At 38.2% G+C, this 22,537-nt stretch carries 24 protein-coding genes and 1 tRNA gene; 8 read left to right on the top strand and 17 right to left on the bottom strand.

The window, feature by feature from the left end:
- The first annotated feature begins 83 nt into the window (after nt 1-83).
- From EM808_RS29475 to EM808_RS06975, 4 genes are all read left to right on the top strand, one after another.
- Nucleotides 84-218 (top strand): hypothetical protein, encoded by a 135-nt coding sequence (locus EM808_RS29475; RefSeq protein WP_259347260.1) that lies wholly within the window; start codon nt 84-86, stop codon nt 216-218.
- Between the two features lie 139 nt (nt 219-357).
- Nucleotides 358-453, top strand: a complete 96-nt coding sequence (locus tag EM808_RS06985) for a YjcZ family sporulation protein (RefSeq protein WP_127737464.1) — start codon at nt 358-360, stop codon at nt 451-453.
- A gap of 60 nt (nt 454-513) precedes the next feature.
- A tRNA-Gln gene (locus EM808_RS06980) sits at nt 514-585 on the top strand.
- A 216-nt stretch (nt 586-801) separates the two neighbouring features.
- A complete protein-coding gene (locus tag EM808_RS06975; RefSeq protein WP_127737463.1) occupies nt 802-1,521 on the top strand; it encodes a helix-turn-helix transcriptional regulator in 720 nt (239 codons plus the stop codon).
- A gap of 45 nt (nt 1,522-1,566) precedes the next feature.
- On the opposite strand, the gene EM808_RS06970 is transcribed toward EM808_RS06975, so the two are convergent.
- From EM808_RS06970 to EM808_RS06945, 6 genes are all read right to left on the bottom strand, one after another.
- Complete coding sequence (locus tag EM808_RS06970) at nt 1,567-2,205, bottom strand: MBL fold metallo-hydrolase (protein WP_328590370.1); 639 nt, start codon at nt 2,203-2,205, stop codon at nt 1,567-1,569.
- A 22-nt stretch (nt 2,206-2,227) separates the two neighbouring features.
- Nucleotides 2,228-2,542, bottom strand: coding sequence for an MTH1187 family thiamine-binding protein (locus EM808_RS06965; protein WP_127737462.1), 315 nt, complete (start codon nt 2,540-2,542; stop codon nt 2,228-2,230).
- Nucleotides 2,543-2,628: 86 nt separating this feature from the next.
- Complete coding sequence (locus EM808_RS06960) at nt 2,629-3,738, bottom strand: YqgU-like beta propeller domain-containing protein (protein WP_127737461.1); 1,110 nt, start codon at nt 3,736-3,738, stop codon at nt 2,629-2,631.
- Nucleotides 3,739-3,855: 117 nt separating this feature from the next.
- Nucleotides 3,856-5,043 carry a M14 family metallopeptidase gene (locus EM808_RS06955; RefSeq protein WP_127737460.1) on the bottom strand — a complete coding sequence of 396 codons (1,188 nt, stop codon included), beginning with the start codon at nt 5,041-5,043 and terminating at the stop codon, nt 3,856-3,858.
- Between the two features lie 388 nt (nt 5,044-5,431).
- Nucleotides 5,432-6,391: an ROK family glucokinase gene (locus tag EM808_RS06950; protein WP_127737459.1), complete on the bottom strand. Its 960-nt coding sequence runs from the start codon at nt 6,389-6,391 to the stop codon at nt 5,432-5,434.
- Nucleotides 6,392-6,413: 22 nt separating this feature from the next.
- Nucleotides 6,414-6,617: a YqgQ family protein gene (locus EM808_RS06945; RefSeq protein ID WP_127737458.1), complete on the bottom strand. Its 204-nt coding sequence runs from the start codon at nt 6,615-6,617 to the stop codon at nt 6,414-6,416.
- Between the two features lie 236 nt (nt 6,618-6,853).
- On the opposite strand from EM808_RS06945, the gene EM808_RS06940 reads away from it, so the two are divergent.
- Complete coding sequence (locus EM808_RS06940) at nt 6,854-7,726, top strand: hypothetical protein (RefSeq protein WP_127737457.1); 873 nt, start codon at nt 6,854-6,856, stop codon at nt 7,724-7,726.
- 73 nt (nt 7,727-7,799) lie between these two features.
- Here the strand turns inward: EM808_RS06940 and EM808_RS06935 are convergent, their stop codons facing one another.
- From EM808_RS06935 to EM808_RS06905, 7 genes are all read right to left on the bottom strand, one after another.
- Complete coding sequence (locus EM808_RS06935; RefSeq protein ID WP_127737456.1) at nt 7,800-7,994, bottom strand: hypothetical protein; 195 nt, start codon at nt 7,992-7,994, stop codon at nt 7,800-7,802.
- Between the two features lie 63 nt (nt 7,995-8,057).
- Nucleotides 8,058-8,825 carry a DUF92 domain-containing protein gene (locus tag EM808_RS06930; protein ID WP_127737455.1) on the bottom strand — a complete coding sequence of 256 codons (768 nt, stop codon included), beginning with the start codon at nt 8,823-8,825 and terminating at the stop codon, nt 8,058-8,060.
- The gene (locus EM808_RS06925) at nt 8,818-9,396 is read right to left on the bottom strand and encodes a 5-formyltetrahydrofolate cyclo-ligase (RefSeq protein WP_127737454.1); all 579 of its coding nucleotides are present in this window, start codon (nt 9,394-9,396) and stop codon (nt 8,818-8,820) included. The genes EM808_RS06930 and EM808_RS06925 overlap by 8 nt, the downstream gene beginning before the upstream one ends.
- A gap of 86 nt (nt 9,397-9,482) precedes the next feature.
- Nucleotides 9,483-9,632: a 50S ribosomal protein L33 gene (gene rpmG / locus EM808_RS06920; RefSeq protein ID WP_101175018.1), complete on the bottom strand. Its 150-nt coding sequence runs from the start codon at nt 9,630-9,632 to the stop codon at nt 9,483-9,485.
- Between the two features lie 68 nt (nt 9,633-9,700).
- The gene (locus EM808_RS06915) at nt 9,701-10,327 is read right to left on the bottom strand and encodes a hypothetical protein (RefSeq protein WP_127737453.1); all 627 of its coding nucleotides are present in this window, start codon (nt 10,325-10,327) and stop codon (nt 9,701-9,703) included.
- 28 nt (nt 10,328-10,355) lie between these two features.
- Complete coding sequence (locus EM808_RS06910) at nt 10,356-12,767, bottom strand: glycosyltransferase (protein ID WP_127737452.1); 2,412 nt, start codon at nt 12,765-12,767, stop codon at nt 10,356-10,358.
- Nucleotides 12,764-13,459 carry a DUF4912 domain-containing protein gene (locus EM808_RS06905; protein WP_127737451.1) on the bottom strand — a complete coding sequence of 232 codons (696 nt, stop codon included), beginning with the start codon at nt 13,457-13,459 and terminating at the stop codon, nt 12,764-12,766. The genes EM808_RS06910 and EM808_RS06905 overlap by 4 nt, the downstream gene beginning before the upstream one ends.
- Before the next feature lie 407 nt (nt 13,460-13,866).
- Here EM808_RS06905 and EM808_RS06900 point away from each other — a divergent pair, with 407 nt between their 5' ends.
- Complete coding sequence (locus tag EM808_RS06900; protein WP_225314669.1) at nt 13,867-14,262, top strand: hypothetical protein; 396 nt, start codon at nt 13,867-13,869, stop codon at nt 14,260-14,262.
- A complete protein-coding gene (locus tag EM808_RS06895) occupies nt 14,259-14,768 on the top strand; it encodes an endolytic transglycosylase MltG (RefSeq protein ID WP_127737450.1) in 510 nt (169 codons plus the stop codon). The genes EM808_RS06900 and EM808_RS06895 overlap by 4 nt, the downstream gene beginning before the upstream one ends.
- A gap of 57 nt (nt 14,769-14,825) precedes the next feature.
- Here the strand turns inward: EM808_RS06895 and EM808_RS06890 are convergent, their stop codons facing one another.
- The 4 genes from EM808_RS06890 to EM808_RS06875 all read right to left on the bottom strand — a co-directional run bounded on the left by EM808_RS06890 (nt 14,826) and on the right by EM808_RS06875 (nt 21,379).
- Nucleotides 14,826-16,907 (bottom strand): peptidoglycan D,D-transpeptidase FtsI family protein, encoded by a 2,082-nt coding sequence (locus EM808_RS06890; protein WP_127737449.1) that lies wholly within the window; start codon nt 16,905-16,907, stop codon nt 14,826-14,828.
- 180 nt (nt 16,908-17,087) lie between these two features.
- Nucleotides 17,088-19,178, bottom strand: a complete 2,091-nt coding sequence (locus EM808_RS06885; RefSeq protein WP_127737448.1) for a peptidoglycan D,D-transpeptidase FtsI family protein — start codon at nt 19,176-19,178, stop codon at nt 17,088-17,090.
- Nucleotides 19,179-19,416: 238 nt separating this feature from the next.
- Nucleotides 19,417-20,652 carry an MFS transporter gene (locus EM808_RS06880; RefSeq protein ID WP_412759275.1) on the bottom strand — a complete coding sequence of 412 codons (1,236 nt, stop codon included), beginning with the start codon at nt 20,650-20,652 and terminating at the stop codon, nt 19,417-19,419.
- Nucleotides 20,653-20,770: 118 nt separating this feature from the next.
- Nucleotides 20,771-21,379, bottom strand: coding sequence for a superoxide dismutase (locus tag EM808_RS06875; RefSeq protein ID WP_127737446.1), 609 nt, complete (start codon nt 21,377-21,379; stop codon nt 20,771-20,773).
- 446 nt (nt 21,380-21,825) lie between these two features.
- On the opposite strand from EM808_RS06875, the gene EM808_RS06870 reads away from it, so the two are divergent.
- On the top strand, nt 21,826-22,521 hold the full coding sequence (locus EM808_RS06870; protein WP_127737445.1) for a Crp/Fnr family transcriptional regulator: 696 nt from the start codon (nt 21,826-21,828) through the stop codon (nt 22,519-22,521).
- Nucleotides 22,522-22,537 lie beyond the last annotated feature (16 nt).

Below are 22,537 nucleotides of genomic sequence, written 5' to 3'. Positions count from 1 at the left end.
CCATTTTTTCATTCTTTTTTTCCTTTTTTCAATGCATTACGTTGTCCACATTGACCATTCTATAAAGAGGAGGTGGTTTTCGAATGGATAGACGCGATCCAGTTGAGTTTTCAGGAAAAGTTTTGGATAAAAGAAACACCCTTACCGCACCAAAAGCTAATGAAGCTTCCTACCCTGAACGACCAAAGCATGTAAAGATACACAAAGAGGATAAATAATACAGCGGGCTGCTGATGAATCAGCAGCTCTTTTATATAGGCATATGTCTATTTTGCCAAGAAAGAGCCTATTTAGAAAACAGGACATCCACTAAGGGCATACGATACATTATGTTTTAAAAAGTGGAGGTGCACAGAAATGGGAGAAGCAGGTTTTGGATTCGGCGGAGGTTTCGCGTTGCTTGTTGTGTTGTTCATTCTTTTGATCATCATCGGTACTTCTTATGTTTATTAAAAAATGACGGGTATAAAGAAATAACAATATATCCATAATATAAATACAAAGGGAATATTTTGGGCTATAGCCAAGCGGTAAGGCAACGGACTTTGACTCCGTCACTCGTTGGTTCGAATCCAGCTAGCCCAGTCTGGTACAAAAAGCGTAGCTTTTTGTACCTTTTTTTGTCCTTGGCAAAAAGGTTAACAATATGAAAATTGTACAAATGCTGTAAAAGTGACTATTTTGTGAAAAATTATTTTCTAAGATGTGAACTTTTTAAAAACAAATAGTTAGTACGGTGGATATGGTGATTTACTATATTATAATGAACAAAAATACTGAAATTCCAGGAGGTAAATACTTATGGAACATACATTAAAAATCACAAATGTATTATCAGATCCAACTCGATTTTATATTTATCAGTATATTACTAACTGTCATCGTGATGTGACTGTTCAGGAAATAGCCGACAAATTCTCTATTCACCCTAATGTAGCAAGACTCCATCTTTCCAAGCTCGAGGATGTGCGTATGCTGTATGCTGAAACAAAGAAAACTGGCAGAGGTGGCCGGCCAAGCAAATTATACCGCCTGTCAGCAGAGGTTATCCAATTAAGCTTTCCTTTTCGGAACTACCAGCTTTTAAGCAGCATTTTGCTTCAATCATTAGAGAAGCTTGGTCCAGAAGGCAGCAAAGCACTTTATGAAACCGGATACTCCTTCGGCAAGGAAATGATGGGGCAGGAGCTTCACCGCTTATCAAGCAGTATCGATGAATTATCTAACAAAGATAAAATCCAACTATTAAAGCATGCAGCCATATTGGCAGGATTGAAGCCTGAACTTGAATGGGATGAAGAGGAATCTAGCATCTATTTCGAAGTATTTAACTGCCCCTTCAAGGAAACAGCAAAGCTGAATAAAGATAAGGTGTGCATGATGCATCAACAGTTTTTTATTGGCATGTTTGAAGCTGTGTTCCCAGATGTCCGCTTATCAGAACGGCAAAATATGCTTTCAGGCTGTCAACAATGTGCGTATAAAGCACATGTATGTGAACCTTCTCACATAATGAACTGAAAATGAAAAAGACAAGCGGATAGGCATCCCTTTCCGCTTGTCTTTTTAAAATCCATTAATGTAAGGATTATGATCCATTTCGTGACCAATTGTTGTGCTTTTACCATGCCCTGATAAAATCACTGTTTCTTCCGGCAATGATATCAGCTTGTCATTAATGCTGTTAAGCAATGTACGCTGATTTCCTCCTGCGAGATCTGTTCTGCCTATGCTTTCAAAAAACAATGCATCACCTGAAAAAGCTACACCTTCTTCTGCGAAATAAAATGTCACACTACCAGGCGAATGACCAGGAGTTTCCAAAACAGCAAAAGTAAAGCTGCCTATCGTCATTGCAGGATTTTCGTCCAAATAATGGTCTGCAGGCTCACAAACAACAGGATTTGGCAGTCTAAAGGCAGAGCTACCATTGAACTTCGGATCTGTAAGCCAATTATCTTCTTTACTATGTATAAAAACAGGAATTCCAAATTCGTTACGAACTGTTTCTACAGCACCTATATGATCGAAATGAGCATGTGTAAGCAGAATGGCAATTGGCTGCACACCCATTTCCCCAATCGTTTTAATGACTTTCGCGCCATTATCGCCTGGGTCAACAATCAAGCATTCCTTTTGTTCATTCCAAATTACATAGCAATTTGTTTGTATTGGTCCTAATGGCATCTGTTTATATTGAATCATTTATGTCACCACATTCCTTTTATTAATCTTGCAGATGGCTTAGAACTCTGTCGACTTTTTCTTCCATCTTTCTTTTTACATCACGTCTGTCGTCTATTCGGATATTTGTTGCGACACGAACCAAGCCTTTAGAAAATGGTACCTCGTGCATCGCTTGGATTACTTCAAACAAGACAGGCAATTCTCCTTCTATTATTGTATTCATTGGTGTCAGCTGAAATCTAATTGCCCCTTTTTCCTCGTATGATTTTAACACCTTCTGTATATCTGCTACATACGCACTGACACTTGGTGATTCTGTTCCGATAGGTATCACTGTTACATCTACTATTGCCATTCAAAAAAAACTCCTTTTGTCACTTAGTTTGTATTCTTAATAATGTCATAATTTATAACGAATCTCAAGCATCTACTATATAAACATTAAAACAGGGGAATGATTTCCCCTGTTTCAAGATTTATAATATTTTCCATATAAAATCCATATAAAGACCATTTTCCATCAGGTGAAATGCTGATTGGCTCGTTCTCCAAGTCTTTTTTTATCACGTTCTCTGTTTCCCCGCTTGACATATCAATGGTAACAAAAGTATACGCTCCCGTATATGTCGTTGCATCTCCTGACTCTTCGGGATAAAAGGTGTACATCTTATCGCCAGCAATATCATAGTATGGGATAAGCCAATCCGAAAAATTAGACAACCGCGGCAGAGAAATCTCTGATGTTGCTTTCAGCTTATTATAAAAGGTGTAGTGAGCCTTTTGCATATTTTCTGGATCATCTGAGATGGTGAAGACGGAAGAGCCTTTACTTCCGATAGAGTAGGCGTCGCTTTCTAATACCGATTGTTCACCAGTATAAATATTTTTACTTGTTACTGGTGAAGATATAGACGCCGTATCCTCCTGCCAGCCTAAATAAGCGAAGGTTTCTTTGTCTGTCCAAACAATAAACGGATTATCTAGACTTACTTCTTCCAATGTTCCTTTTTGAATGGACAGCAGATGAGAACTGCTGGCCCACTCCTTTGTAAAGGAAGAAACTAACAGCTTATCTTCATCAAAAGGATTCCAGACAAATTCTGCTTCATAGCTTTTAAGTTGTTTAGAAAAAAGCTGTTCTCCCTCATTGTTTAAAATTACTATCGTTCCTTGATAATTTTCTTCATTTGTAAAAACAAGCAGCTTCGAATAATCAGGACTAATTTTCAAGGCAGATATTTCATTCTCACTTGTATACAAAAGTGTATGCTTGCCTGAATAAATATCATATTTAAAAACATAATAACTATCGCCCTTGCTTATATAGCAAATTGTACGGTCATCAAGCCATCCAGACACTTCCAAAAGTTCCCCATTTTCAGCTTGCATTGGCAGTGCCAACGCTTGTATTTTTTCTTTTTTTTGATTGTCTTTCTCATCCTCTTTACTCGTTGTTTCCTTCTGTTTATGGGAGCATCCAGATAAAACAAGTGTGAAAATGAGCAAGAGAAGAAATAATCCATGCACATTTCTCTTTGAAAGGCATACCATCCTTTTCACACCCTTTTATTATGTTTTCTAGCAGTTCACTATCTTGAATATTAACATAAAAAGTGTGAACATATTCGACCATTTCTTATAATTTCCGCTTATTTTATGAAGTAGATTTTACAAATACAAGGATGCCAAAAATATTCCAAGCACGTCTTTATAAATATCATCGAATTGTGATAATGGAAGCGGGTTAATCCCCTTCCCCAATTCAAGGGTAAAGCCTGGTTGCCGAAATTCCTGAATGAACCAGTCCTTATAGCCAGCATGACTATCGACATTTTGGACTGCTTTATAGCCACTTAGCCTGGCAAACTCATTTGCAAGCATTGCTGATTCTGACGGTTCGAAATTTTCATATCCCCAATAGAATTCCTTCCCCTGTGTATGGAAAGCAATCATTCTGTTAAACTTTCGTTCTTCTGCCAGCTTTGCCATGATTTTCGCTTCAGGCTCTGAAAGAGGAGCCTCCCCAGGATAATCACGTGGAGCAGGGCTTTTCGGTTCCTTTCTTTCCTTCTCTATTTCCCAAAACGCAGGGAATTGGTTATTCAAATCCACTCCGTTTATATTTGCCTTCCATCCTGTAAAGTCCATGCTGCCTTCGTTTATTCTAACTACTTTATCGCGGACACGCTCATCGGGTCCGTTAAGAACCAAATCGACTCCATCAGGGTTAACCATTGGTACAATCGAGATATCTACATGTTGATATATAGGAAATGTTTCTAAATTATTGATTTTACCACCATTTGTAACAGCCAACAGATAATCATTAACATACGACATCAAGATTGCCGAAGTAATCCATTCATTTGCATGGAAGCTTCCATTCATATGTACTTTTCTGCTTCCACGGCCAATTCTAATTTCATATATATCGTTTTCAAGAACACTTTTCCCTAAGATGTTTATTTGAATAAAAGGAAAATGCTCCTTTAGCTTTTCTAAGTCGTTTCTTAATGCTTGTGAATCGTACTTCTTTCTTGCATCCACCGATTTTTGCATGACTCTTTTTGGAGCAATTACTGCTGTTCCAGCATGCATATCCTTCATGCTTAAAGCTTGATTTAGTAAAAGCAAACTATCTACTGAAATATTTCTGTTTCCTGCTATTTTCCATAATGCATCTCCATCCTGTAAATGGAGCGTTTCTGCTTCAAACCCGGGGATTTTTATGCAATCTCCTTTTTTAAGGCTTTCTGGATTGCAAGCTGAATTGCTGTCAATAAGCAGCTGGATTGGTATCATAAACAGCCTGCTGTAATACGATAGAGTGTCACCATTCCTTGCCACAACCTCCATAAATATACACTCCTTTCATCTGTATATACTTATGACGGGAGAATGAAAACGATTCTTTTTCTTATCATTCAATTATCAACAAAAACCTAATTTATTCCAATTGTATCATATACCTCCTCTTGAGCATAAAAAAAGGTTATATCACAACAAGAATTATGACTATAAAAATCATTAGCTTCTAAATTAATTGAACTTATTTTTAAATCCCCTTCCTTTCACTGAAGAAACGCATCAACACTTAACTCATCTTCACCTGCGGGGTCAAGGAGATGAGCGTCCGCCACAGTAGTTTGCTCTGAAAAAAAACAGCAAAAAACCCCAAACCATTACGAGAACCATTTGTTACATCGCATAATAGTTTGAGGTTATCAAAATTCAACTGAATATTTTATTTTTTTGCAAGCAAGGCTGCTCCAATAACACCTGCAGCGTTCCCCAATGTAGCAACATCGATTACAGTTGACTGTGCAACAGCACTGAAGGAGTACTTTTTGAAGTACTCGTTAACAGGCTTTAACAAAACATCTCCTGCTTTTGAAACACCGCCGCCAAGCACTATTTTCTCTGGGTTTAATGTGTTAGCAATATTAGCAAGGACCAGACCTAAATGAAGCGCTACAAAAGAAACAACATCATTTGCTAGCACATCTCCAGCATTTGCTTGATCAAATACATCCTTTGCAGAAAGGCTGCCATTGTCTTGGAGAATTTTCTGCAAACTGCTGTTAGGATTTTCTGCAAGCTTTTCTTTTGCAATTCGAACAATTCCTGTTGCTGAAGAAATAGTTTCCAAACAGCCTGATTTTCCACAGTTGCAAGGTGCGCCATTTTCCACTATTGATGTAATATGACCGATCTCACCAGCAGCACCTTTTGCTCCTTGTACAATCTTTCCATCAACAATAATACCGCCGCCAACTCCTGTGCCTAATGTTACGCAGACAAGATTCTTATAGCCTTCACCAGCACCCTTCCACATTTCACCAAGAGCAGCACAGTTTGCATCATTATCAAGGATGACAGGCAAGTCGAGATCTCTTTCTAAGCTTTCCTTTAGTGGAAAATTATCTGGCCAGCCCAAATTAACCGTATTATAAATGACGCCTGTTTCATAATCAAATGGACCAGGAGCTCCCATTCCGACGCCTAGCACATCTTCCTTGTTGTGCTTCCATTCCGTTAGTTTCTCATTAATAGACTTTGCGATATCACCAGTGATATTTGCACCTTCATTTGAATTATCAGTAGGAATTTCCCAGTTATCAATCATACTACCATCTATTGTTAAGAAAGCAATTTTTACTGTCGTACCGCCTAAGTCGATTCCAACCACCCATTTTTCCTGCATTTGCATTCTCCCCAATCTATTTCTATTTCTGCTTCTCTTTTAATTTCTGTATTTCTTGATTTAATAGTAAAACAGCCATCTCAAAATCTTGTTTTTCAATTATTTCTGTATGAGAGAGATCATTTAATTCTGCCTTCATAAGCTCCAAATCACCTAATCTGTCTCCTACATATATGATCGTTCCGAACCTTTTCAAAAATTGTTGCACATCGTAAATCGTTTTCATTTTGCGCCCTAAAACCTTCCCTGGTTACGGGAATTCCTTCCTCATTAAATCGTTTTCATTTTTTAGTATAATTGAAAAGTCGTTTTTACTCAAGAACGAGATATTGCTCTAGTCAGCACTGCTCCAATAAATAAACGTAAAAAAACAATGAATTTCTGCCTCTTTCTCTTCATATATTGTAACAAATGAAAAAGGTTGTCCTTTACGTTTATCCAATGGGAAAAGTGGTGTTTATTTTGAAGAAGGATTATATTGTTTTAACCATATCATTAGTTATTATTATTAGTTCTGTTTATTTTTTTCAGCAAAATCAAATTGCTAAAGAAAGCATAACTTATTTCCCAATTGATACAAGTGTTTCTTTTCCAACTGCAGCAACTAATTTGGAGCTTGGGAAACAAAGATATGACGAATACAGCGTTCTTTGGGAAACGAAGAGCAATGTTAATAAAAAAGCTTACTTAAGGCAAAACATGGGACTGCTCTATGCAAACGGACGTTTGCTAAACACAATGGGTGCTTGGAAGCAAAATACGATGGAGCTGAAAGAGGATAAAACGGTTGTAGAAAGAGAAAGCAGACTGTTTCAAGCTATCGCCTTCCATTATGCCGAAATCCATGATGAAAAGGATCGTATCTTTAGCTCTCAGAAGCTTTCCTCCAACCATATGTATGTAGTTAACTCTAAGTTTGATAAAGGTGCATTCAGTTTTGCCACACCTCAATCAGAGGCACAAAAGGAATGGAAAGGATTACTAGATAAAGAAACAGAGGATGTTATTAATTATCATGTAAAGGATGCGCTAAAGCATTTTTCTGTTAATTCAGCGGATTATCCTAATAAAATTTTACTAACAGACCTTGCTGCCTATAATGACAAACCATTTCCAGGATTTACACAGGCTCAGACGGCGACAATTATCGGACAATTGACAGAAGGTCTATACAAAAATTATTTCCTGGGAATAACAAAAGAGGATGGCACTGTCACAAAACCGATTGGAAGCACTATTCCTGTCATTTTACTGGCGAAGGATCATCTGTTAGTGGTCTTCACAACAGCAGAAAATGAGCCTGTTATTTTAAGACAGCAAATCTCTGCTGGATGATGAAGCATATTCATTTTTATATGGTAAACATAAAATACCCCCAATCTATCTTTGATTGGGGGTATTTTTTTACTTATTGGTACACAGTAGGCTTAGAAAATACATTGCCCATCATTTTATTGCGCAAGCCTGGAAAATTCATAACAATCTTTATTAAATATTGTCTGACAATCGGGCTTTTCAATACAGTGTTCAAAATGCGGTATCTTCTAGTTAATAGCATGTAACCACCTATACCAATCAATACAATGGATAAAATTCTAGACATTTTCATCCCTCCTACTGATTAGTTTGGGATAAGCAGCTTTTTTTTATCCAAACTTTTTCAAAATTACAAGACAAAAAAGGAAGCAAAAAGTGCTGCAATTACACCTGAAAGGATATTGACTGCATCATTATTTAATACAGTAAATCCTTTTATCTTCTTCGCTTTTCTGCCATGATGTATTCGTTTTTCCACTTTTGCGCCGCAAACTGTACATTGATACTCAGCTTGTACAAAGGCACCTAAGATTGTATCTATCAAATTGCCGATAAAGCCAAAGACAAAAATCAACAAAAATTCACCAATACTTATTGGAAACAGCAAATACGCACATAATCCAATCAGCAACGACCCCAAAATTCCGGCAAATGTGCCCGTAATACTCATGGCACCAGAAGTTCCTGCCTCTTCCTTTTTAAAGGTTCTGATAGAGAATGGTTTATTCCTGCTTAATGGTCCAATTTCCGATGCCCAAGTGTCTGAGTTTGCTGCAGCAAGCAAAACGGCAAACAGAACGATTAGTCCGTGTTCCCCGTTCCAGCCATAAAGCAAACTAACAATTGCTGCTGCTCCACCATTTGCTATCACCTGCATATAGTCTCTTGTGGAGCCCTTTTCATGCATATCCTCCATCTTGGCTTTTTTGTCTTTTTTAAACTTAGACAGCAAACTAGACGTAAGAAAAAAGACACCAAGTAAAATAAAGCCTTGATAGTGGAAGCCAAATTGGATGCCTATTCCGACAAAAAAGGCTGCTATACTGCCGCTTTTGCTTAAATATCCCTCTTTCCAGGCAAAAAAGACAGCAAGCAGGATAATGATGATACTAATCATTTGCTCCCACAACCATTGAACCATTATTTGTTATGATATGCTGGACTGGAATGTCATGGCTTTCAATCGGTAAAGACTTCTCCAATTGGCTTTCCATCGCAAGCGATATGGTCGTGCCATGGAAACTCTTCAGAAAACGGTCATAGTATCCGCCTCCGAATCCAATTCGATAGCCATCCTTCGAATAAGCAACCCCAGGGACAAGCAGCAGCTCAATTTCATTTGCATCTGTTAATTTAGTCTCTGCTTCCATTGGTTCATAGAGTCCACTATAAACAGACTCTAGCTGATCAAAGCGTTCGAGTATACGAAATTCCATCGTGCGTGTTTTTGGCAGGCATTTCGGAACACTTACCTTTTTGCCTTGTGCCCAAGCAGCTCTGATAATTTGATATGTGTCAACTTCCGGAAATCTTGAAATGGTCACCCCAACATGACTAGCCTTTTGAAAAAGAGGATGGTTATATAGATTTCGGGCTATTTCATAAGAAAGCTGCTCATATGCTGGCTTAGGGATGGACCGAAGCTCTGCAAGGACTCTGCTTCTAATTTCCTGTTTACTTTCTGTCATAGCAAATTCCCTCTCCTTTTACCATTTATTATTATATGTATTGTTTTTTATATACAAAAAAAAACAGAAGGGTTACCCCCTCTGTCTTATTTTGTTTCGCGGTGTGTTGTAGTGCGTTTTTCTCTTGAGCAATATTTCTTAAGCTCAAGACGGTCTGGATTATTTCGTTTATTTTTTTTAGAAATGTAGTTACGATCTCCACATTCTGTGCAAGCTAACGTAATGTTGACACGCATGGTTATTTCCCTCCAAACTATTGCTATACTAGTTCGTGCATACGACTTTTATATGATAACATTATTTTTTATGAAATGCTAGTACTGTTTTTCAATAGAATATGATTTAAGTCCATAATCACTTCTTTATTGTTACCATATATTGTCCATGTCCTACCCACATTGGAGGTTTGGGGAGCTAGTTTCATATGAAGAGAACAAATACTGACATATCCGCCCTTGCCCATCGGCAAATATTTGAGGCTGCCATTTTCTTGATTCTTCCATATTAAATCTGTATGGACATTCCAAATTGGCTGAATCGTTCTCTGCTCCAGGCTTGTTCCATTAAACTCTCCGTTTACAAGCATTAGCTGATCCTCAACAGAATGAAAAATGACGTTATCTGTCGGTGAAACAAAAGCAAGATGATTCGGATCAGACTTGGAGAAATGACTGAGAAGCAACACCTTTACCTCAATATTCTCTTTTGAATGATTCCTCACATAAATTTCATTATATTGAACCTTCGAATGCTTTTGAACACTTTTAACATGTACCGAAACTGAGTATTCTGGCAGTATTTTTTCATAACCGTTCTGGAGCCAGCAAATTTTGCCGTTAATCCATAATCCAGGAGTGTTGACCAACTTGCTTCTTGTCATTTCTTTGTTGACATTCTGAAAATCAGACTGTAAAGAAATCTCCGTTTTCATCCTACTCACCTTTTTTTCATTAAGTTTTTTATTCCTTTAAAGAGGCTTTTTCAGCCATTCTCAAATTTAAGATTGTTTCTTCAAAAACCCTTGATGTTTCATCACCGACTCTGCTCCAGCCAAAAAGCTTCTCCACAAGGATTCTCCCATTTCTGCCAATTTCCTCAGCCAAAAGCGGATCTTCCAATAAAGAATGTAATTGCTCTAGCATGCTTCCTGTATTGCCTGGCTCCATCAGCATGCCTGTCTTTCCATGCTCCACAATTCCCTTCAGTCCACCAGTATTAGAAACGATTGTTGGTTTCTCAAACAGCAATGATTCTAATGCTACGATTCCGAAAGGTTCATAATAACTTGGGATAATAACTATATCTGCAGCTTGAAAGAAGCCGTTCTTTTTGTCTTCTGGTAAATAACCAATTAAGTGAACTTTATGTTCTAAGCCATGTAATGACACATATTGTTTATATTCGTTGAACATCGGTCCTGCACCGGCAAGGACAAATTGAAGGTCATCTCTTTTAAGCATTGTTACTGCTTCAAGCAATGTTTCAAAGCCTTTCTCCTTCACCATTCTCCCGATTGCAAAGACTGTTTTCTTGCTTGGATCCAACCCTAGTTCTTCTGCTGGATTTTGCAGTGGCTTTTTATCCAGCTTTACTCCATTTGGAATGACGTGGAGCTTGCTTCCACTTATAGAAAATAGAGAGGATACTTCTGTTTTCATATATTCGCTGCATACAATCACTGTATCAGATGCTGTTAGAAGCTGTCGTTCCTTCTCATGAATGAACCTCTGCATTTCTGTAAAGATCCCGCCGTTTCTGCCATGCTCTGTTGCATGCATGGTTGTTACTAACGGTATGCCAAGTTCATCTTTTAAGGTAACGGCAGCTGCACCTACTAACCAGTCATGGCCTTGTATTAATTCAAAGGAATGAGAAGCAGCCAATTCCATTGCTTTTTCCCAAATACTTAAATTTAAGCCACCAATCCAAGTGAGGAAGCTTTTTTCCCTATGATGCATAGGCTTCACTCTATACACAAACAGCGATTCATGCACGGATTCATCTGCTGGATTTTTATTCATATCCTGTGCTGTAATAACATGGACTTCATATTGTCTCGCTAATGTTTCTGCCAACCCAGCTACATGTGTACCAAGTCCTCCAATAATATTAGGCGGATATTCCCAAGAAAGAAGGAGAATCTTTTTCTTGCTTCCTTTTTTCATTAGCGGTAAGCTCGTTTTTGGTAAAGCAGAAGGAAATACGAGAAATACTGACTGTTTTCTTTCCCTGTCTTGCAACCAGTTGTTATCGATATCGCCTTTTAAAAAGGAACTAAGCTTGTCTGCTGCATCGTAAAATCCCTGCAAAAACGTATCCTGATAATCTTTTTGGGATATTACAGCATGGGCCATCAGCCATTCTTTTTCAAGCTGCTTCACTACTCTTTCCGCCTCATTTGGAAGCTTCAGCTCTCGCCATGCTTCTATTTCTTTTTCAAGAAAAGACAGCTTTGCATAGTTCTTACCGTCTTTTAGTAACCTTGAAGTTTTTTCTTGGTCAAAAGCAGAGGAGCTAATATGAACCTTCTCTAGGCTATCGCTAAATTGACGAATATAAGTTTCAGGTGATAATGGCATCAACGTTTCATTCTCACCAAAAACCTCTCCTATTTCAGCACTGAGCTCATTTACTTCTGATAAGCTTAAGGCAATAGCATTCATGGTATCTTGTGTTTTTGTTATGTCCTTCAAACAGCTAATCTTCTCTATTACTGTTTCTCCAAGCTCTGCCCATTGTCTTAAAGGAATCAGACATAAATCATGTGGTGACTTCACCGGCATGCCTTCAACTACAGGAAGTGGGTCAGTCAACGCAAGCGTGCTATGGTGTACGAAGCTAAAAAGAATGCCTGACTTCTTAAGATGCAAATCAATTCCTGGTGTATATGTGCCATTAGGGAGCCAAAAACCGCCATTACGGCTATGTAAATGATCCTCTATGAGTGAAAGGCCTGTTTCCATTTGGAGCTTCACACCGTTTTTCGTCGAAAGAGCTGTCATGGAGGTATAGGATGCTGTAGTTGCTAGTATCTCTAGCTTGTGGGCAGAAATCAGCTTTTTTAAGCCTGTTGTGATTTTACGGTCTATTCTTAGCCAATAGGAATACTCCTCTTCCCATTGCCATTTATTCTTTTCCAAATATTCAGTTATTTCTTCTTGGTAGCCTTCTGTTTCTGTTAGTTCTATATAGACAGGAGGTAGCACAAAGGAAACACTGTATGGCAATACCTTCTTTTCCATGCTCTTCAAGAAAGTAAGCAAAGCGATGGATGCTTTGTAAAATGCTTGTTTGTCTTCTTTTTTGTTGGAATAATAATTCATGACAGGAAGGTCTGCATGAACGATTAATTGAAAATACGATACGTTCATTGCTTTTTCACACTCTCCTTTGCCTCTGTCTCATAATAACTGTATGTGCTGACATGCTCTATCCAATTTGGTAAGGGTGATTTCCCTTCACTCCAGTCTATAACATCCTTTGTATTCTCACCTGACTGGGATATACTCGTCCTTGGTGTATGAAGGGGATTAGACTTTAATAACGGCATGAAAGATCTACTGCCATCCTGTATGCCGACTTCAAAGCAATAGCTTCTGTTTGGCTGTAATCCTTCAAAAACAAGCTGATTCTTATCATGGTCTAATTGAATTTCTAATGTTGTATGAGCATTACTTCCATCGAAATAAATGCTAGTAATATCGTAGATGCGCATTTTTAATGACAAATCATCATTAAGGAATCCGCAGTACGAGGAAATAAGCTGCCATTTAGCTGCTGGGATACTCCAGAAAATAAATGCTTTATTTTCTCCTGCGACCCATGCCTCCATGCCGTTACTCTTTTTTAATGTTTGAATGCTTGTCCATAAAAAAGGTGGTATAGTAGGACTTGCTTCTGCATACTCTTTAGGAAGTGAGCTTTCCTTTTCCTCAGACTTCTCTACTTCTTTCGTATATTTTGTCCACTGGTATTGAACCTTCCCAAGACTCATATCCAGTTCTTTCGCAATTTTGCGGAATGACATGCCTTCCTTCCTTAAATGAATAATCTGTTCTAACAATGGAATCAGCACCTTTCATTTCATACTATTTTAAAGTTTATGTTTGAACGTATTGTATCGGTCGAATTTGGAGGCTACTAGTCGATTTACTGATTCTTGCTTCTTCCTATATGGTATCACCGAATGATAGAACCTACAATAAACGGAATTTGTCGTATCATGCTAATGATTCTCCCTGTTAAGATGAAGGGTGATAAAAATTTTTGCATGTTGAATAAAAAACAGCAATTCGACAATGACTATTAATAAAATTAGTTTGTATCCGACATTTTTTGCTGCCCCTATTCCCATTTTTCCTATGACCAGACTAGCATTGTTTTCTATATTTCTGTTAGGAAATGTGCAAAGGTAGTGGTAGAATGAAAAAGTCTTGTATTTTACAAACTATTTAGCAGAGGTGTCTCATTTTGTTCATATTAATGTATAGTCTATTAGGGATAGCTGTACTTCTTTTCATCGTGTCGTTGTTTATGAAGGATCCCTATAAAAAGCTGCAAGAGGATATTGACCAGCTTTCCATCCAACAAGTGCAAGAAATATATAAAATTAAAAAGAAACTGAAGGTACTTGAAGAAGAGCTGCTTATTGATGAGGTGGATATGAATCCTGCAATCCCTGTTGCCGACAGACAGCCCGTTGCAGACAATTCAGCCAATCCAATTCATGCCATCATTAAAAATCAAGTTTGGTCCCTTGCCTCTCAAGGTGTATCAATTGAAAAAATCGCTTCCCAATCATCCTTATCCACTGCTCAAGTGCAGCAAATTATTACTGAGGGTGTGAAGAAAGGATTTGCGGAATGAATAAACGTAGCTTACGTTCCTTTGCATTCGGGCTGTTTGCAGCATCTAGCATCATTGGTGCATATACTGTTTACAGTGGTTCTAGCACTGCAGAGAAAACAGACAAACAGATTACAACAGAGCAAGCAGAAAAAGTACTTTCAGCTGCAGGCTATACTGCTATTGCAAAAGACGAGTATGACGAGCTTATAGCTGCCAAAGATAAGGCAGAAAGGGATGCACAACAGGCAAAAGCAGATGCAGAAAAAAAAGCAGCGGAGCAAAAGGAAACAGAAACAGACAAGGCTGATTCAAACCAGCCAGTATCCTATAAGCTGAAAATCAAAAGCGGCATGAATCCTGCCGAAATTGCGGAGACATTGGCAAAGCAAAAAATCATTAAAGACAAAGACGAGTTTGAAGCTTTTTTAATTGATAACGACTACCATACAAAGGTACAAGTTGGTACATTCCGCATATATAGTGACATGAGCTTCAGAGAAATCGCCGAAAAAATTACAAAATGACGAAAAAAGGGCTGTCCGTTCGGACAGCCCTTTTCTTTACGTTACAGGATAATACTATTATTTCTCATCCTTTTGACGCTCTTTTTTCAAGTCAAAATAAGCATCTAATACTTGTTCACCTATTTTTAAGTTTGCTTTATTATCGACAGAGCCGTTATATGCCCATGGGACAAGGACTGCCATTGCCACTTCCGGATTATCTGAAGGTGCATAGCTAACCAAGCTCAGGTTCATAACTTCCTGCAATGTTTTGTAATTGCTTTTTTGCGGACCATCATAGAAGGCCTCTGCTGTACCTGTTTTAGCAGAAGGAGAGTATGACTTGCCGCTTAAATACGTATAGGCTGTTCCCTTCGGACTTTGAGCAACCATCTTAAAGCCTGTTTGTACACGTTCAATCCATTCAGACTTCGCATCAACTGTGTTTAACACCTTCGGCTCAATGGAATCAACAATCGCACCAAGCTCGCCTTCCTCTGAGACAGGGCTGCGTATTTCCTTCACAATATGCGGCTCCATTCTGTTTCCGCCATTGGCGATTGTCGAGATGTATTGAGCAAGCTGCATATTTGTGTACGTATCATACTGACCGATCGCGATATCTAGTAACTTACCAGGGACATTAGTTTCTGTTCCTTTAAAGCCTGTCTGTTCATTCGGAAGATCGATGCCTGTCCGAATTCCTAAGCCGTATTGGGCATACGCATTTCTCATTTTTGTAAAGTCCTCTGCGTCTACAGACAATGGCTGACCGTAAACATAATGTGCACCAGCTATTTTCATGACAGTTTGGAACATATATACGTTTGAGGAACGCATTAATGCTGTTAAGTCATTGATTGGTCCCATATCTGTCCATGATTTCTTCCTTGTATCACCTATCATTACCGGTGTATCATTAATAACTGTTCCAGGGCTAATAGCTCCATATTTATAGCCTGTTAATACGGTTGCACCCTTAACAACAGAACCAACGTTGTAGGATGTCGTCAAATTACCAAGTGCATCATCCTGCACTTCTGTTTTCCCATTTTGTGTAACAAGTCTTTTTCCTGCCATTGTCAGGACATCACCTGTATTCGGATTCATCAGAACAACATAAGCACGATCAAGAAATTTAGTCCCAGACATTTGCTTCGCAGCTTTAAGCTGTTTTTCTATAATGTCTTCCACCTTTTGCTGCAGCTCCATATCTATTGCAAGCACGAGGTCATTTCCACGCTTACCTTCTGTAATCACTTCTGTCGTTTCTTTCCCGTCACTATCTGTTTGCGTGCGGACTTTTTCCTTTTGACCTTTTAGGACGTCCTCATATTCAAGCTCCAGATAACTTTTTCCGACACGGTCATTTCGGCTGTAGCCTTTTGACAGATAATAGGATAAGGATTCGGCTGGAAGACCTTCCTCTGATGAGCTGACACTGCCAAGAACAGAACGAAGTGTGTTGCCAAATGCATAAGATCTGTCCCAATCTGTTGTTGTGTCAACACCTTTTAAGGAAGTAAGGTTTTCACTTACAACCGCCATTTCCTTGTCTGTCACATCATTATTTTTAACAATATGCGGTGTCATTTTATAGCCACTTGCAAACTCGCGGTATATAGCCAAAACTTCAAGATCATCTTTGGATATAGATTTCAATTCATCCTCTGTAATTCGATCCAGCTGCAATTTATATACTTCTGAATTATACTCATCCGAATCTGTATATTTTTCCGCAAGCGCGGTTTTTTCTTTATCTGTTACCAAGGCTTCCGCTTCATCAGGATGCTTCATAATCCAATAATCCTGTTTATCACGCTCGGTAACCTTTTTTGTATCTTTCGTAATATATTTTGCCAGCGTTTCGGCAGTCTTCAGCATTTCATCTGATTTGACGCCAGTGTTTGTGTACGTTATTGCATTTTTTGCACTATTATCGACAATTACTTTTCCTGTCGAATCATAGATTTTCCCGCGGGGCACAGATGTATCAACCGTAACATCCTCTGTTCTTTCCAATTTCCTTTTATACTCATCTCCATAAACAATCTGCACAAATCCAAGCCTTAAAATCAGGGCAGAAAAGAGCAAAAAGACTGCAAAAAAGATAAGGTTAAGGCGAATCGGTAACGTCCTTTTCTTCTTCTTGTTTCCCAATGTAATACCACACTTCCTTCAATCATTCTAACTCTATTGTAATGGAATTTCGTTAATATTTCTATTAATAACCTGCTGGGATATACTGCAAAAGTCGAAAAATGCAATCATTGCCTTTCTATATTGTGGAATTTTGGCGAAAATTACACAAAAAAACAGGAAATTGCTAAGCAATTCCTGTTAATCCTTTTTCATCTCAAAGTATTTATCCATGACCCTTTTTCCAATTGTTAAGTTAGGTGATGGACCATTGGCCGTCGTATACACCCATGGAACCATGACTGCCATTGCGACTTCTGGATTTTCGTATGGTGCATAAGAAACAAGGCTGACATTCATGACTTGTGGTGGCTCCTTATAATTATCACGCTCTGGACCATCATAAAAAGCCTGAGCTGTTCCTGTTTTGCCTGCAGGTGTATAGGAGGCTCCAGCGAAGACACTGCCTGTTCCACCTGGCTGCATAACCATTCGGAAGCCTTTTTGTACTTGATTCATCCACTCTTCCTTCATATCAAGCTTGTTTAACACAACTGGCTTAATTTCCTGCTCTAGCACACCATATTTCTCTGTGTTCTTAGATGAGCTTCTGATTTCCTTAACAATATGAGGTTGGATTCGGTAACCTCCATTGGCAATTGTGGAAACATATTGTGCAAGCTGCATATTTGTATATGTATCGTATTGGCCAATTGATAGAAACATCAGGTTACCCGGCTGATTAGGATTCACTTCTCCTTTAAATCCGGTCATCTCATTTGGTAAATCTATATTTGTTCGCACACCAAGGCCCATTTCCCCGAAGGAATTACGAATAGTTGTATATGCTTGGGGATTGACATCAAGAGGCTGCCCTGCTACGTAATGACCTTTTCCAATCGCAATAGCTGTTTTAGCCATATAAACGTTGGAAGAACGTTGGAGTGCCTGCAAATCATTTATTGTGTTCATCACAGTCCATGATTTGAAATCAGGTGATTTCTTTACCCTCATCACCTCATCAAGCATTGTCGAATACGGGTGAATTACACCCTCTTTGTATCCAGTAAGCACCATTGCTCCCTTGACTGCAGAACCGACATTATAGGAGGTTGTAATATTGCCTAATGCGAAATCCTGTACCTCCTGCTTGCCTGTTTTATCATCCTTGGCAAGCTGCTTCCCTGCCATTGTTAATACTTCCCCTGTATGTGGGTCCATTAACACGACAAATGCTCTGTCTAAAAACTGTGTACCTGCATAGCCTGCTTTAGTCTTCTTTAATTCTTCTTCAATTATTTTTTCGACCTCGAGCTGGAGGTTCATGTCAATGGACAAGTATAGATCGCTGCCTGCCTTCCCCGGTGAAACAGTATTTGATGAGACAATTTGGTCTTTTTTATCTCTTACATACTCGACTATTTGTTTTTTTCCGCGCAAAACATCCTCATATTGTTTTTCAATATAGCTCAAGCCAACACGGTCATTCATGTTATAGCCTTTTGCAAGATATTCTTCCTTTTGCTCTGCTGGTATTCCTTTTTGTGTGGAGCTGACTTTACCTAGCACCGTTTTAAGTGTATCTCCATATTGATATGTTCGATCCCAGTCTTTAGCAGTATCAACACCAGGCATGGAGGAAAGATTTTCACTGACTTTCGCAAGCTCTTCATCTGTTACTCCATCATTCTTGATGATAAGCGGAGCATAATAATAGCCGCTGCTCATAAGTCTGTAAATGGCCAATGTTTCTAAATCATGTGCTGTTAAGCTTTTAACTTCTTCATTTGTTACCCTTTCGCGAAGAAGCTCATTAAATTTCTTCTGATATTCTTTGCTGCCGTACTTTTCTTTTAATGCCCCATCTTCCTCAGCAGTTACTTTTTTTGCTGCTTGTTTCGGATGCAGAAGTAGCCAATAATCCTGTTTGTCTATGTCTGTGATTTTTTTTAACTCCTTGTCTGAATCCATGTCAATTAAGTCAGCAAGCTTTCCAGCTGTTTCCTTCAGCTGATTCGGTTTGTACTTCCAGTTCGTAAACAGAATAGCATTTTTGCCTTTGTTGCTTACGATACTGTTTCCATTCCTATCATAAATTTCTCCTCTTGGAACAGTCGTGCTGATCACAATATCCTCTGTTTTATCTACTACACGTTTATATTCGTCTCCATATACAATCTGCACAAAGCCTAACCGAAAAATCAATGCTGAAAAAAGCAAAAAAATCGCCAAAAACAATAGATTTAACCGTAAGGAAAGCTGAAATTTCCTCTTTCTCTTTTTTTCCCCCATATATATACCTCTCTTTTTAAATATCACTCTCCTCTATTTTAAAGTAAAATTATGGTTCTTTCTATCAATATTTAACAGAATTCACAATTTTAACATAGTCTTCTTATTAACTGGAATTTACTTGTTCTCTTTATTCCCAGGATATAGTTTTTAGACCAAAACAAAAAGTCGGCAAACTTATAATTACCAGTTTGCCGACTGCTTAAAGGTCGATAAAAGAATGTGTAGTCATTTTTCGCTACTCTTGTCCATGAAGAGGCGGTGCAGGAGAAAGCTTTATTTTTCGTGCAAAGAAATAAATAACAGAATGGCCACAGCCCAGAATAAATAGCATAACGGGAATTGACTTCTCAGGATTAAATATCATCACACCTGTAATAAATACTAACACAGACACTAACCGTCCAAAATTCAAGTACAATTCGCGGACGACAATATATTCAATTCTCATTTCTCCAGCATTCCAGCCTCTTCCTATCACATCATAAGTCAGGCTCGTATACGGAACTAATATTAATGGATAGGCGATAGCAATGATTCCCGAATAAATAAGAAGTCGAATGTAGGAAAAATCAAAGACAATAATGAAAATGGATAAGAATAACAGAATTCCCCCTACTAATATTGACTTACTGCGCCTTTCATTTTTAATACTTCTTGAAACGATATAGTAAGCCAAAAAGGAAATTCCTGAATTTATGAGCCCAAATGTCCCTAAAGCCATTTCACTCCCTGTTGCGATAAAAACAAATACAGTAATGACGAAGGCATATGTTCCTTCGCGCATTCCTTGAAAAAAATGTGCATTCGTAATTAATTTCCAATTCAAATTGTTTTTTCGTTCCTCAATAATCCGCTTCAATAAATACTGACCGCTTGCAGGTCGCCTTTTCTGAAAGAAGCTCAGTACTACCGCTAGCGAGAACAAACCGAGTGAGATGCCGAATATTATCGTATAACCAGTCGTTTTCGTTAATGTTGAAATGATGTAACCTGCCAACATTGGGCCAACCATGCCTGCGACAGACCCAAGAATGCCAAGAAAGCCATTAAAAAAGTCTCTTGTATCTGGTTCGGTCACTTCAAATGTCAGTACATTGAAAGCAAGCCAATAAAAGCCATTCCCAATGCCTAGCAAGCATCCTAACAGAAGTAAAAAGGTGGACGCATTATCGCCAATGAACAGCACGGTCAAATAAAAGATCGCAAGGAAAATAACACCGATTCTGAAAACAATAACCCTGTCGATTTTTTTTGCCCAACGCCCTGCCAATGTAAAGGTAATAAGCTGAAAGACAATAATAGCCATATTATACAAGCCTAAATCCTTAAATTCTCCGGATTGTTTCCATAGAAAAATATTTACGAATGTGTTGGAAAGAGCTACGCTAAGCGAATAGAGCCCCCCGATTGTCAGCAATAATCCTAATTCCTTTGTGTACTTAATATCGCCTATCAATTTCCCTAATTTCATGATAAAAACTCCCCTTTGTCTCGCTAGTTTTTATCAAAGAGGGATGGCTTATGCAACATTTTAAAAAGACATAAAAAAACTTGCCGACTTATAAGCCGACAAGCTTTCCATGTAAACATTATTTTGCTGAAGCGTATCTTTTAGAAACTTCATCCCAGTTAATTACATTAAAGAATGCATTAATGTATTCTGGACGGCGGTTTTGGTAGTTTAAGTAGTAAGCATGCTCCCAAACATCCAAGCCTAGGATTGGTGTTTTACCTTCCATAAGTGGGCTGTCTTGGTTTGGTGTGCTAGTTACTTCAATTTCGCCATTGTTAACGACAAGCCATGCCCAACCAGAACCGAAGCGAGTTGTAGCAGCTTTAGCGAATTCTTCTTTGAAGTTTTCATAGCTTCCGAATTTGCTGTCGATAGCTGAAGCTAGGTCGCCTGAAGGCTGTCCGCCACCATTTGGAGAAATTACTTCCCAGAATAATGAATGGTTAGCATGACCGCCGCCATTGTTACGTACAGCCGTACGTGCTGCTTCTGGAACTGCATCAAGATTAGACACAATTTCTTCCACTGTTTTAGAAAGCAATTCTGCATTTCCTTCTAAAGCATTGTTTAGGTTTGTTACATATGTGTTATGGTGTTTTGTGTGGTGAATATTCATTGTTTCTTTGTCGATATGCGGTTCTAATGCATCATAAGCGTATGGTAATTGTGGTAATGAGAAAGACATTTGTTATTCCTCCTATGTATAGGTAAATTTTTTGCTTCCCCTACAATTATTATCACTATTTTGACAATAATTATGGGAGAAGTTTTATCTATTAAAACAGTACCAAATTAAGCCATTCCTTTCAAATAATTTGCCTTATTTAGAAGGATTATTTTTTATTTGGAAGGCTTGCCTTAAAATTAGCTCTGCATACTTCGGTTAGTATCTTTATGATTATTTTTTTTATACCAACTTGCTTACAATTATAAACATCATTTCCTAACAAGAAAGTAGTTACCGTTTTAAAAGTTTCGTTAAATAGACACATTAACGGTTATTCGTTGGTATATAAAGGATTCATGAAAACAGCGCTTAATAAACAACCTAAAATTTCACATTTACAGTTTGACAAGATATTCACAATATTTTTTAATCGAACTTAAGACACAAATAAGGGAGTGCTAACTATGAAGGAAGGAACATTATCACTTTACAGTCTGCTGCTACAGCATTTTTTTTCGTTAAAAAATATTCAGGTTTATCAAAAAGGAAGCTTACTTTTTCAAGAAGGTGACCTTGTCAATAATATATATATCCTTTTGGATGGAAAAATGTCAGTAGGAAGAATTCATGAAAACGGCAAGGAATTTATTATGAAGATTCTTACACAGGAGGATTTAATTCTTGAATATCAGCTATTCAAGCGTGCCCCAAAGTATTATCACTTCGCTAAGCCCATCACAGATTGCGAGCTGCTTGTTATTGACAGGGCTGAATTCGAGGACTGTGCTTTAAACGACAAAGCGCTGCTAGCCTCGCTCACTTCCTATTTAAGCACTGGCTATTTGAAAGCAAACATTAAATGTCAGGATTTAATCATGAATGGAAAAAAAGGTGGATTGTATAGCATTCTTATCAGATTATGCCATTCTTTCGGAAAGAAAACTTGTGATGGTATTCTTATTGATTTTCCCCTTACACATCAAGAATTAGCAAACTTAACGTACGGCACGCGCGAAGTTATTCAGCGTTTAATGAAGGATTTAAGAGATGACGGAATCATCTCTATATCCTCCCAAAAGATTACTGTAAAAGATCTTAGCTTTTTGAAAAGGGCTGTCGACTGCCAAAGCTGTCCCATTGAAGTGTGCGGACTTAACTAAAATGCTCACACTAACA

The organism is Niallia taxi (assembly GCF_004005475.1).
Lineage (GTDB): Bacteria > Bacillota > Bacilli > Bacillales > Cytobacillaceae > Niallia > Niallia taxi.
Note: the sequence above shows the minus strand (reverse complement) of the source record. Positions and strands in the feature narration are given on the sequence as shown.

What these genes read in the sequence shown, in the direction of transcription:
- EM808_RS29475 (WP_259347260.1), top strand. Translation starts at nt 84, where the DNA reads ATGGATAGACGCGATCCAGTTGAGTTTTCAGGAAAAGTTTTGGATAAA.
- EM808_RS06945 (WP_127737458.1), bottom strand. Translation starts at nt 6,617, where the DNA reads ATGAAAACGATTTACGATGTGCAACAATTTTTGAAAAGGTTCGGAACG.
- EM808_RS06870 (WP_127737445.1), top strand. Translation starts at nt 21,826, where the DNA reads ATGAAGGAAGGAACATTATCACTTTACAGTCTGCTGCTACAGCATTTT.
- EM808_RS06925 (WP_127737454.1), bottom strand. Translation starts at nt 9,396, where the DNA reads ATGACAGAAAGTAAACAGGAAATTAGAAGCAGAGTCCTTGCAGAGCTT.
- EM808_RS06885 (WP_127737448.1), bottom strand. Translation starts at nt 19,178, where the DNA reads ATGGGGGAAAAAAAGAGAAAGAGGAAATTTCAGCTTTCCTTACGGTTA.
- rpmG (WP_101175018.1), bottom strand. Translation starts at nt 9,632, where the DNA reads ATGCGTGTCAACATTACGTTAGCTTGCACAGAATGTGGAGATCGTAAC.
- EM808_RS06950 (WP_127737459.1), bottom strand. Translation starts at nt 6,391, where the DNA reads ATGCAGGAAAAATGGGTGGTTGGAATCGACTTAGGCGGTACGACAGTA.
- EM808_RS06985 (WP_127737464.1), top strand. Translation starts at nt 358, where the DNA reads ATGGGAGAAGCAGGTTTTGGATTCGGCGGAGGTTTCGCGTTGCTTGTT.
- EM808_RS06970 (WP_328590370.1), bottom strand. Translation starts at nt 2,205, where the DNA reads ATGATTCAATATAAACAGATGCCATTAGGACCAATACAAACAAATTGC.
- EM808_RS06955 (WP_127737460.1), bottom strand. Translation starts at nt 5,043, where the DNA reads ATGGAGGTTGTGGCAAGGAATGGTGACACTCTATCGTATTACAGCAGG.
- EM808_RS06915 (WP_127737453.1), bottom strand. Translation starts at nt 10,327, where the DNA reads ATGAAAACGGAGATTTCTTTACAGTCTGATTTTCAGAATGTCAACAAA.
- EM808_RS06875 (WP_127737446.1), bottom strand. Translation starts at nt 21,379, where the DNA reads ATGTCTTTCTCATTACCACAATTACCATACGCTTATGATGCATTAGAA.
- EM808_RS06965 (WP_127737462.1), bottom strand. Translation starts at nt 2,542, where the DNA reads ATGGCAATAGTAGATGTAACAGTGATACCTATCGGAACAGAATCACCA.
- EM808_RS06880 (WP_412759275.1), bottom strand. Translation starts at nt 20,652, where the DNA reads ATGAAATTAGGGAAATTGATAGGCGATATTAAGTACACAAAGGAATTA.
- EM808_RS06960 (WP_127737461.1), bottom strand. Translation starts at nt 3,738, where the DNA reads ATGGTATGCCTTTCAAAGAGAAATGTGCATGGATTATTTCTTCTCTTG.
- EM808_RS06910 (WP_127737452.1), bottom strand. Translation starts at nt 12,767, where the DNA reads ATGAACGTATCGTATTTTCAATTAATCGTTCATGCAGACCTTCCTGTC.
- EM808_RS06895 (WP_127737450.1), top strand. Translation starts at nt 14,259, where the DNA reads ATGAATAAACGTAGCTTACGTTCCTTTGCATTCGGGCTGTTTGCAGCA.
- EM808_RS06975 (WP_127737463.1), top strand. Translation starts at nt 802, where the DNA reads ATGGAACATACATTAAAAATCACAAATGTATTATCAGATCCAACTCGA.
- EM808_RS06930 (WP_127737455.1), bottom strand. Translation starts at nt 8,825, where the DNA reads ATGATTAGTATCATCATTATCCTGCTTGCTGTCTTTTTTGCCTGGAAA.
- EM808_RS06935 (WP_127737456.1), bottom strand. Translation starts at nt 7,994, where the DNA reads ATGTCTAGAATTTTATCCATTGTATTGATTGGTATAGGTGGTTACATG.